This window comes from Mesorhizobium sp. M1006 (assembly GCF_040318825.1).
Classification (GTDB): Bacteria; Pseudomonadota; Alphaproteobacteria; order Rhizobiales; family Rhizobiaceae; genus Mesorhizobium.
This window is the reverse complement of sequence record NZ_JAMYMZ010000016.1, coordinates 135,275-144,761: the sequence shown is the minus strand read 5'-3', so window position 1 is coordinate 144,761 and position 9,487 is coordinate 135,275. Positions and strand designations below refer to the sequence as shown.

Genomic DNA, 9,487 nt, shown 5'->3' with positions numbered 1-9,487 from the left:
TCACCACCGTGCCATGGCCGCTCGCCCCTCAGAGCAAGCCCCGTTCTCTCTCCAAAACTTTTTGCAGAACCTTCAGCACACTATCCAAATTTGCCTGCCTTTCGGCGCCAAAAGGGGAAGTAAGGGCGGGCGGCAGCGTTCCCTCCCCCTTGTGGGGAGGGTTAGGGTAGGGGGTCCATCTTCGTAAGAATCCAAATGCGATTGCCCCGCCGTTCACGGGGAGAACGGGAGACGCCGTACCGCCGCTGCGGTTGCCGCAACTCCGCCGGCGGTCTATGTAAGGCGGCATGAGCGACACGACTTCACGCCTCTCCGGCTGGATGGACCTTGCCAACCCGACGCGGTTCGTCGGGCTGGCCGACAAGGTCGTGCCGTGGCTGGCGAGCGTTGCCGCCATCATCCTCGCTGTCGGCCTCTACATGAGCTTCGCGGCGCCCGAGGACTTCCAGCAAGGCATCACCGTTCGCATCATGTATATCCACGTGCCTTTCGCCTGGCTCGCCATGATGTGCTACACGCTGATGGCGGTCTCGGCACTGGGCACGCTGGTCTGGCGCCATCCGCTGGCCGACGTGGCGCTGAAATCGGCGGCACCCATCGGCGCCGTCTTCACCGCCCTTGCACTGATCACCGGTTCGATCTGGGGCAAGCCGATGTGGGGCACCTGGTGGGTATGGGACGCGCGGTTGACCTCGGTCTTCATCCTGTTCCTGATGTATCTCGGCATCATCGCGCTGACCCGCGCGCTCGACGATGCCGGGCGCGCCGCGTGGGCCGCCGCCATCATCACCCTGGTCGGCTTCATCAACATTCCGATCATCAAATTTTCGGTCGACTGGTGGAACACGCTGCATCAGCCGGCGTCGGTGTTCCGGCTCGGCGGCCCGACCATCGACCCAAGCCTGTTGTGGCCATTGCTAGTGATGGCACTCGGCTTCACCGTGCTTTTCTTCGCGCTGCACCTAGCGGCGATGCGCACGGAAATCCTCCGCCGCCGAGTCATTTCGATGCGCCGCGTCGCGGCAAGGCAGGCTAACTGACCGCCGTCGAGTTCCTTCGCGCCCCCCTCTGTCCTGCCGGACATCTCCCCCTCAAGGGGGGAGATTGAATGTCACGTATCGTTTCGCCAATCGCGAATGTTGAAAGAGAGGCGAAGCTACCGATCTCCCCCCTTGAGGGGGAGATGGCCGGCAGGCCAGAGGGGGGGTGCTGTCCCTCCAGCGTTTGAAGGATTTTGTACCTGAAGCGCACGCGCTCCAGCTGGACTCACCCCATCCGCCCGCGTGCTGCCACCGGCAGCGTTTCCAGCACCTTGTCGCCTTCGATCAGATGCACCTCGTCGAACAGGTTGGTGACGACGCAGCAATGGTCGGGCACGACGCGCACGCGCTCGCCGATGCGAAGCTCGGCGCCGCCTGACAGCGTGACGTTGCCGTGCTCTTCGCTGAGGCTGGTCACCCTTGCGCCTGAAATGCCCAGCAGCTCACCGAAATCGGCGAGCCCCAGTGTGTCGCTGGACAGGGCCTTGCTGCCGGCGTCGAGGATGGCGCGTGTCGGCGTTGGGTGGCTGACCACCGTCGACAGCACCGTCAGTGCGCAATCGTCGAGGCTGCCGACGCCTTTGGCGACCTGGTAGCGGTCGAGATAGATGTAGGTGCCGGGCCGGTATTCGGTAACGACGCTATGCTCGCCGGAACGCCACATATCGGGTGTGCCGCCGCTGGAGATGCGCTCGCAAGCAAGGCCGGCTGCGGCAAGTGCTTGCTGCGCTTCGGCCAGCCGCGCCTCGGTCTCGGCGGCGCGGCCGACCCCCGGGTAGGTCATCAAGCCGCCGAAGACGAGCCCCCGGACCTTGTTGATCTCGCTCGCCAGCGCGACTGCCTCGCCGGCCGACTGCACACCGCAGCGGCCCATGCCGGTGTCGCATTCGACCAGCACCGGCAGGCGGTGGCCGGGATCGGTAAAGGTGGCGGCAAGCCCCATCAGCGTGTCCATGCTGTCCGTTGTCACCGACAGGGTTACGCGGCCGTGCAGCGCCTTGAGGCGCTCCAGCTTGGCCCGCCCGAGGATATTGTAGGGCAGAAAGATGTCGGTCAGTCCGGCGTCGGCCATGACCTCGGCCTCGCCGATCTTCTGGCAGGTGATGCCGACGGCGCCGGCCGCGATCTGCTTCTTTGCCCAGTAGGGCAGTTTGTGGGTCTTGATGTGCGGCCGGAGCTTCAGCCCATGGCTGTCGGCATGGGCCTGCGCCCGCGCGATATTGGCTTCGGCGCGGCCGGCATCGATCAGGATCGCCGGCGTATCGAGGTCGTCTATGCTGCGCATGGTCTCACCATCGGAAAATTGGTTGACCTTATGGCCCTGATCGGACCGCATGTCATGGGGCCAGCGACAGCAGTTTGCATCGACACCGGATGGACGTTCGGCTATTGCGGTTTGAGCAATCCCAGGAAAAGTGTGAAACGGTTTTCCGTCCGGAATTGCGTCCAAAGAAAGATAGAGCGGTTCGGCGTTCCGTGAAACGATGAACCGTTCTAGCGCTCGCAAAGCGACGGGAAGGAACCACGATCATGAAACGCTCCGCCATCAACGATATCATCCGCGACGCCGACGCCTTCATCCGCTCGTTCGGCTACATCATGCCGCCCTTCGCCTACTGGTCGCCGGAAGAGATGAAGGCGCGCCGGCAGGATTCGTCGGCAATCTTCTCGTCGCGGCTTGGCTGGGACATCACCGACTACGGCCAGGAGAAATTCGACGAGCTCGGCCTGTTCCTGTTCACCGTTCGCAACGGCCGCTACGAGGACATGAAGAAGGGCATGGGCATGCTTTATGCCGAAAAGATCATGATCTCCCGCAAGGATCAGCTGTCGCCGATGCACCGCCACAACATCAAGGCGGAGGACATCATCAACCGCGGCGGCGGCAAACTGGTGCTGGAGCTGTTCATGCATGATCGCGATGGCGGCATCGATCCGAAGGCCGAAGTATCGGTGCCTGTCGATGGAACCATCCACAGACTACCTGCGGGTGGACTGCTGAAGCTCGACCCAGGCCAGAGCGTCACTTTGCTGCCGGGTGTCTGGCATGCCTTCTGGGCCGAGGGCAAGGACGTGCTGATCGGCGAGGTCTCGACCGTCAACGACGATCTCACCGACAACGTCTTTCGCGAACCAATCGGCCGCTTCGCGGACATCGACGAGGACACGGAACCGCTGCATCTGCTGGTGTCCGATTATGAGAAGTGGGTGGGATAGGGGAGGGTGGCATTTGAACCGGGGTTCATGAGAGGGGCTCATCAGGTTCGTCGGCGCCGCCCCTCATTGCCCTGCCGGGCATTTCTCCCCGTATAGTGACGGGGAGAAAGACGCTATCGCAGATGGTTTCGCAAACTGGCAGCGTTGCGGAATAGTGGTCGACATTGCGTCTATCTCCCTTCTCCCCGTCACTATACGGGGAGAAGGTGCAGGCAGGCGGATGAGGGGCAGCACCGATGCTTCTCGCTAGCTGCGCCTGTTCGGCAACTGCTACCGCGCATGCTTGTCGGCCCTGCGGTTGCCGAGCAGCAGCTTGCGTTCGAGATGCGCCCGTAGCTCGCCGTAGTAAGCCGTCAGGAACGCGCGTGCGTCATGGGCTTGGGGTGCCGCGCCGATCTTGCGTCCGATCGTTTCGGCCACTGTCCGCAGGGCGAAATAGTCATCGCGGCGCAGCACCTCCTCCAGCTTGTGGAGTTCGGCAATCCCGTAGGCATCGAGCTGGGCGTGGCTGAACCGGAAGGCGCCGGCCGCCGGATCCTGTCGTGCCGACAGGTCTTCAAGCAAGGCGCGCTTCGGCGCCTCTACCACCCAGGTCCCCGCCAACAGATCACCGATCCGCATGCGGTCGCGATTGAACAGCGGGAACAAGGCAAACAGCAGCGTCCACACCAGTCCGAACACCGTCGTCAGCGTGTCGGCGAGGTCGGTCCCGCTGCGTCCAACGATGATCGACAGCGGCAGGAACACCTCGATCTCGCGCATCAGGTTGCGGGCGATGACCTGGTCGATCGACAGGCCGTCTCCGCTGCGCGACGCGACCCGGATGCCGACGATCCGCTTGCCGGGCGTAGCCGCGCGCCGGCCCGCTTCGAAGACGATGAAGTAGGCGTTGCGCAGAAAGAAGATCAGGATGATCCAGACGACGAAGAGCGGCTGAAATCCCTCGCTGCCAAGGCCTCCCACCCCGAACAGCGCGACGATCGTGATCACGATTGCCGCCGCGGCGATGAACACGATGTCGAGCAGGAAGGCGGAGGCCCGCGTGCCGGCGTCGGCCAACTTTATCCGGAGATCGACGCCTTCGGGCGTGATCAGCGGCCGTATAGCCGCGAAGGCGGCGCGTTTAACGATCGCCATGCCGCACCGCCCGGAACAGGTAGAAATAACCGATCCACAGCACCAGCATGCCCCCGCCAATGCCGTAGCGCGTGACGTCGCTGGTGATGGTCTGCCTGCCAATGCCCTCGAGCAGCCCGGCAAACAGCAGCATGACCGAGACCCCGACCATGGCGTTCGCGGCGATGCGTCCGGCGCGAGCCGCTGCCGCCATGCGTGTCAATTCGCCGGGAAAGGCGATGCTGGTGCCGATGCGCATGCCCGCCGCGCCGGCCAAAGAGATTGCGAACAATTCGGTGGTGCCGTGGATGGCCAGCCAGCCGCCGAGCTCCATGCCAAGCCCCTTGGACCAATAGACTTGGAACAACGCCCCGATCATGCAGCCGTTGTACAGCATCAGCAGCACCGTCGGCACCGCGAAGGCGAAGCCAAGGGCGAAGGCCAGGATTGCGACCTGGACGTTGTGCGTGAACAGATAGGCGGCAAAGCCTGAGAGAAAGCCATTGTCGCCATCATAAAGCATGCCTCGCAGCAGCTCGGCCGAGGTGTCGGGGCCGCGGCCTCCTGCCAGGCCGGGCGGGATGATCGCGTCGAACCAGCTCTTGTCGGATGCCACCAGCCAGGCGCCTGCACCAATGCCGATCACCATCAGCGCGACCGACGCCAATGTCTCGCGCCACAGGTCGCGAATGGCTTCGGGCCAGTCATGCAGGAAGAAATCGGCGAGGCGCTGCCGCAGCCCGCGGCGCGCGCCGTAGAGATAGAAATAACCGCGCAGCGACAGCGCTTCGAGATAGCCGACCAGCGCATTATCGAGCGATGTCGCGCGCGCCAGCGATAGGGAAGACAGCGCCGATCGATAGAGCAGCGGCAGCGACAGCAGCTCCTCTTCGGAAAGCGTCCGCGGCGCACGCTTCTCGACACGCGCCAGCAGCGCCTCGAATGCCTTCCAGTCGGCCTCGCGCTCGCGGCGGAAGCTGGCCAGCGACTGGCGTACCGCGTCGCCGCGCTCCGCATTGCCGCGTACCGGCGCCGTCACAGCAAATCCTCCTGCTTGAACTGCAGATAGCGCTCGACCAGCGCCGGACCGAGCCGGTTGTGGTCGGCTTCGATCACATGCGCCCCAAGCAGGCGCAGCCGGCCGATGACGACCTGCCTTTCGCGCAAGAGCCCTCCGGCAACGACCGCGCGGGCAACATCCTCGCCGGAGCGTGGCGGCAGGTCGGCCAGGCTCTCCAGTTCGGTGTCCTTCATCATCATGAACAGCACGAGATGCCGTTCGGTGAGCCGGCCCACGGTGCGCAGCATCAATTCCGCACTGATCGGATCGACGAAATCGGTGAAGATGATGAGCAGCGAGCGGCGGTCGAGCCGCGCCGCCAGCGTCGTCAATGCCAGCGTGAAATTGGTCTCCTCGCTGGAGTAGTCGATCTCGGCGGCCCGTTTCTGGATCATCGCAAAGCTGGCGGGGCCGCGCACCGCGCCGCTCGAAACGCGCGGCCTTGCATCGAAGCCGAACAGGCTGACCATGTCACCGCCCTTCAGCGCGATGAATGCCGACAGCAGGGCGGCCGTCACCGCCCGGTCCACCTTCGGCACCCCGTCGACCGGTTCGCACATCAGGCGTCCGCTGTCGATGGCCAGCACGATGTTGTTGTTCTCCTCGATGCGGAACTCGCGCGCCAACAGCTTGCCGTGGCGGGCGCTGCGCTTCCAGTCGATCATCCGCCGGCCCATGCCCGGCTGGTAGTCCTTGAGCGCGTCGAACTCGCGGCCTTGACCGGCGCGGCGCTGCGCATGGCCTTCGGCAAGCGCCGCATGTTGCAGCAGCGTGATCGCCTCGCCGCGGGCGCTGCTGACGTCGGGCAGCACCGCAACCTTGCTTTCCACCGGCAGCACGACCTGGTTCCAGACCAGCCCGAACGGCCCGCGCCAGCGCACCCAGAGACGGTCGAAGCTGGCGACGCCGCGCCGCAGCGCCTGGAAGCGGAGGTTGAGCGACCCGCCTCCGGCGATTGGCAGCAAGGCGCCGCCGCTGCCGTCCACCGGCGCCAGACGTGCATCGTGGCCGACGCGAGCCTCCGCGGCGCACGGCCCCGAGTGACGGGCGGTGATTTGCACGCTGAACTCGCCGCCGACACCGGCCTGCTGCGGCGCATCGATGCTGGCATTCAGCGATGCCCGTCCGCGTCCGGCCGCGGCATCCACCGCCAGGAAGGCAAGCAGCAGGCAACTCCACAGCAATCCCAGATACCAGAACGACGGCAATGCCAGCGCGACCAGGAAGGCCGGCACCGCGCCGGCCGCAGCTGCCCATACCGCTCGGCCGCTGGGATAGATCAACGTGGTGCTTCCGTCTGGTCGACCAGGTCGGAGACGATCTGCTCGACCAGCCGGCCATCGATCTGTGCGGCAGGCGAAAGGATGACGCGATGACGCAGCGCCGGCACCGCCAGCGCCTTGACATCGTCGGGGATCACATAGGCGCGTCCGTCCAGCGCCGCCCGGGCACGCGCCGCCCGCGCCAGCATGGCGCCGGCGCGCGGACTGGCCCCGACCTCCAGATCGGCATTTTCGCGCGTAGCCCGAACCAGCGCCGCTATGTAGCCGACGACATCGTCGACAAGGGTGACGGAGCCGACGACTTCAAGGGCCTCCTGCAGCGTTTCGCGATCCGTCTGCGCCTCGATGCCATATTGCGCGATGTCGTGCGAGGCGGAGCCGCCGCCATGATGGACGATGATGGCTCGTTCTTCCTCGGGGCCGGGATAGCTGACGCGGTGCTTGAACAGGAAGCGGTCGAGCTGCGCCTCCGGCAGCGGATAGACGCCCTGGTGCTCGATCGGATTCTGGGTCGCGACGACCATGAAATTGCGGCCGAGCGAATGCGTGGTGCCGTCGAAGGTGACCGCATGCTCCTGCATCGCCTCGAGCAGTGCGGCCTGCGTCTTGGGCGGCGTGCGGTTGATTTCGTCGGCAAGCAGGAGATCGCAGAAGATCGGGCCGCGCGTCAGCGTGAACTGCCCGGTCTGGAAGTTGTAGATGTTCGACCCGACGATATCGCCGGGCATCAGGTCCGGCGTGAACTGGATCCGCCCGTAGGCGATCCCAAGCGCCTGGGCGAAGCAGCGCGCGGTCATGGTCTTGGCCGTGCCCGGAGGACCTTCCAGCAGGATATGCCCGCCCGCAAACAAGGCGGTCAGCATCAGGTCGACCGTATCGTGCTGCCCGGTGATCGCCTTGGCCACTTCTTCCCTGATCCGTGTCGCCAGGGCCTTCACATCATCGACGTTCACCGAGCCTCCTTGCCGTCCAGTCATGCAGCCGTTCTGCTGCCTGTTGCATCTGCGTCAGATTCTTCGCCTCGCCGGCCGCTTGCGAGCGCGTCGTGAAGCCGCCGGCTTGCTCCTTATCGCGAGAGTCGAGCCAGTGGTCGAGCGCTTTGCCTTGCAACCCTTGCGGTGCGCCGAGCAGCGCGCCGGCGCGCACCCGCATCAAGGCCGCATAGCGGCCTCCCAGCTCGTCCAGCCGGCCGGCACGCCGCATGAGCATCGCCGTCGTATCGACCAGCGCACGCTTGCCGAAGGCGATCGCGCGCTGGTCGATACGCGGCGGGCCGAACCGGCCAAGGCCATGCAGGAACGCCAGCGCCGCAGCGATCAGGATCGTCAGTGTCAGCGCCAGGAACGGCGGCTCGACCAGAAGCTTGGCGAGGTCATATTTCCGCGCCCCGCCGTGCAGTGTCAGATCGAACATGACCAGACCCTTGCCAGGCCGCAGCCATTGGATCAGGTCGCGCGCCGCGGCCGCCTTGTCGGCATCTCCAAGCGCGGAATTGTTGATTAGGTCGGGGTCGGTCAGGATAAAAAAGGGTTTGTCTTGGAATTCGACGAGGACGGCCTTGCCGCTGCCTGCCGCAATGATCGGGTGATCGTCGGCAACCCATTGCATGTCTTGCGGCGCGGCGACGAGATGGCCCCGGATCTCGAGTTGCTCGACGGTGCTCCTGCCGACACCGAGCTTGGCCTTGGCGATCCGGCCGAGCCAATTGTTGACTACGGTGTCGGGCAAACGCTCGATTTTCATCTTCCATCCCTCATGCTGCTGGAGGGGCAAGGTCTGCCATTTGGGCAGCACGAAGAGAGTCTCGCGGTCATCGCGAAGCTCAAGAATGCGGTCAAGCGCCTCCGGATCGCTGTCGGGCGAGATGGTGACGATCAGCAGTATATCTCTGGCAAGATCGTCTTCGGTCCGCGCCATCAAGGGCGCTTCGCCGGTGAGCCGCAGCCATTCCGCCAGGCCGGCGTAGCCGACGCCGCTTTTCGACAGCGGCGTGGCGCCGCCATTGCCGGGTTGCCGGAAATCGGGAGCATAGGTGGACAGCAGGAAGAAACCGGCTGCCGCAAGGAGGCTGGCGAAAATCCCCCAAAACAGTGTCTTTCGATTGAACGGCTCCTGTGCCTCGACCGCCGGTGCGCTCACGTCCAGGCATCCCGGAAGGCGAAACGTTCATAGGCGCCGCGCGCCTGCCGCCAGCCTTCCGCGCCGACCGGCCGGCGCGCGAACAGCGCCGCCTCGACAATGCGGGCGATCTCGGTAAACGCATGGCGCGCCCTTCCCGGCAGGGAAGGGGCATTGGCGATGTCGCGCGCGGTGAGCGACGGGCGCAGGAAGTCCGGCAGCCGGCCGGCAATATCGGCGACGCTGCGCCGAAGCAAAAGGTGAACCGCCTCGTCGTAGTCGCCGCGTGCGGCCAGCGCATCCGCTTGCGACAACAGGATCTGCGCGGCGCCGGCGTCTGGGCGCCAGGTTTCTTCGTCTTCGACTTCGGGCCGCGCGCGCTGCCATGGCAGCCGCCAGGCGATGCCTTTCACCTCGAGGAAGACCAAAAGCAGGATGATTGCGACGCCCGATATCACCGCCCCCCAGAACAGATAGATCATGTAGGGACTGAGCCACGACAAAAAATCCTGCAGCGGCTTCAGCCACTCGGGCGGCTTTGGCGGCACATAGGCCGGCAGGTCGAACTGGATCGACTCATCGGCGATCAGCTGCTTGTGCAGATTGGTCAGCCGTTCGGCTTCCGCTGTGCCTGGCTGTGCCAACGCCACCCT

9 protein-coding genes are annotated in these 9,487 nt (G+C 65.0%); 2 read left to right on the top strand and 7 right to left on the bottom strand.

Features of this window, described 5'->3' with window-relative positions; genetic code table 11:
* Positions 1-287 precede the first annotated feature (287 nt).
* Positions 288-1,040 (top strand): heme ABC transporter permease, encoded by a 753-nt coding sequence (locus tag NKH60_RS17790; RefSeq protein ID WP_352449240.1) that lies wholly within the window; start codon positions 288-290, stop codon positions 1,038-1,040.
* 226 nt (positions 1,041-1,266) lie between these two features.
* Here NKH60_RS17790 and NKH60_RS17785 read toward each other — a convergent pair whose 3' ends face one another.
* Complete coding sequence (locus NKH60_RS17785) at positions 1,267-2,325, bottom strand: D-TA family PLP-dependent enzyme (RefSeq protein ID WP_352872818.1); 1,059 nt, start codon at positions 2,323-2,325, stop codon at positions 1,267-1,269.
* A gap of 245 nt (positions 2,326-2,570) precedes the next feature.
* Between NKH60_RS17785 and NKH60_RS17780 the strand changes: the two genes are divergently transcribed.
* Positions 2,571-3,257, top strand: a complete 687-nt coding sequence (locus tag NKH60_RS17780) for a D-lyxose/D-mannose family sugar isomerase (protein WP_352872816.1) — start codon at positions 2,571-2,573, stop codon at positions 3,255-3,257.
* Positions 3,258-3,527: 270 nt separating this feature from the next.
* Here NKH60_RS17780 and NKH60_RS17775 read toward each other — a convergent pair whose 3' ends face one another.
* The 6 genes from NKH60_RS17775 to NKH60_RS17750 form a co-directional block, all read right to left on the bottom strand.
* A complete protein-coding gene (locus NKH60_RS17775; protein ID WP_352872814.1) occupies positions 3,528-4,316 on the bottom strand; it encodes an RDD family protein in 789 nt (262 codons plus the stop codon).
* Between the two features lie 64 nt (positions 4,317-4,380).
* Positions 4,381-5,412, bottom strand: coding sequence for a stage II sporulation protein M (locus tag NKH60_RS17770; RefSeq protein WP_352872812.1), 1,032 nt, complete (start codon positions 5,410-5,412; stop codon positions 4,381-4,383).
* A complete protein-coding gene (locus tag NKH60_RS17765; protein ID WP_352872810.1) occupies positions 5,409-6,716 on the bottom strand; it encodes a DUF58 domain-containing protein in 1,308 nt (435 codons plus the stop codon). The genes NKH60_RS17770 and NKH60_RS17765 overlap by 4 nt, the downstream gene beginning before the upstream one ends.
* Positions 6,713-7,669 (bottom strand): AAA family ATPase, encoded by a 957-nt coding sequence (locus tag NKH60_RS17760; protein ID WP_352449246.1) that lies wholly within the window; start codon positions 7,667-7,669, stop codon positions 6,713-6,715. Before NKH60_RS17760 ends, NKH60_RS17765 begins: the two co-directional genes overlap by 4 nt.
* The gene (locus tag NKH60_RS17755) at positions 7,656-8,855 is read right to left on the bottom strand and encodes a DUF4350 domain-containing protein (protein ID WP_352682106.1); all 1,200 of its coding nucleotides are present in this window, start codon (positions 8,853-8,855) and stop codon (positions 7,656-7,658) included. The genes NKH60_RS17760 and NKH60_RS17755 overlap by 14 nt, the downstream gene beginning before the upstream one ends.
* Complete coding sequence (locus tag NKH60_RS17750) at positions 8,852-9,484, bottom strand: DUF4129 domain-containing protein (RefSeq protein ID WP_352474990.1); 633 nt, start codon at positions 9,482-9,484, stop codon at positions 8,852-8,854. Before NKH60_RS17750 ends, NKH60_RS17755 begins: the two co-directional genes overlap by 4 nt.
* Positions 9,485-9,487 lie beyond the last annotated feature (3 nt).

What these genes read in the sequence shown, in the direction of transcription:
- NKH60_RS17790 (WP_352449240.1), top strand. Translation starts at nt 288, where the DNA reads ATGAGCGACACGACTTCACGCCTCTCCGGCTGGATGGACCTTGCCAAC.
- NKH60_RS17785 (WP_352872818.1), bottom strand. Translation starts at nt 2,325, where the DNA reads ATGCGCAGCATAGACGACCTCGATACGCCGGCGATCCTGATCGATGCC.
- NKH60_RS17780 (WP_352872816.1), top strand. Translation starts at nt 2,571, where the DNA reads ATGAAACGCTCCGCCATCAACGATATCATCCGCGACGCCGACGCCTTC.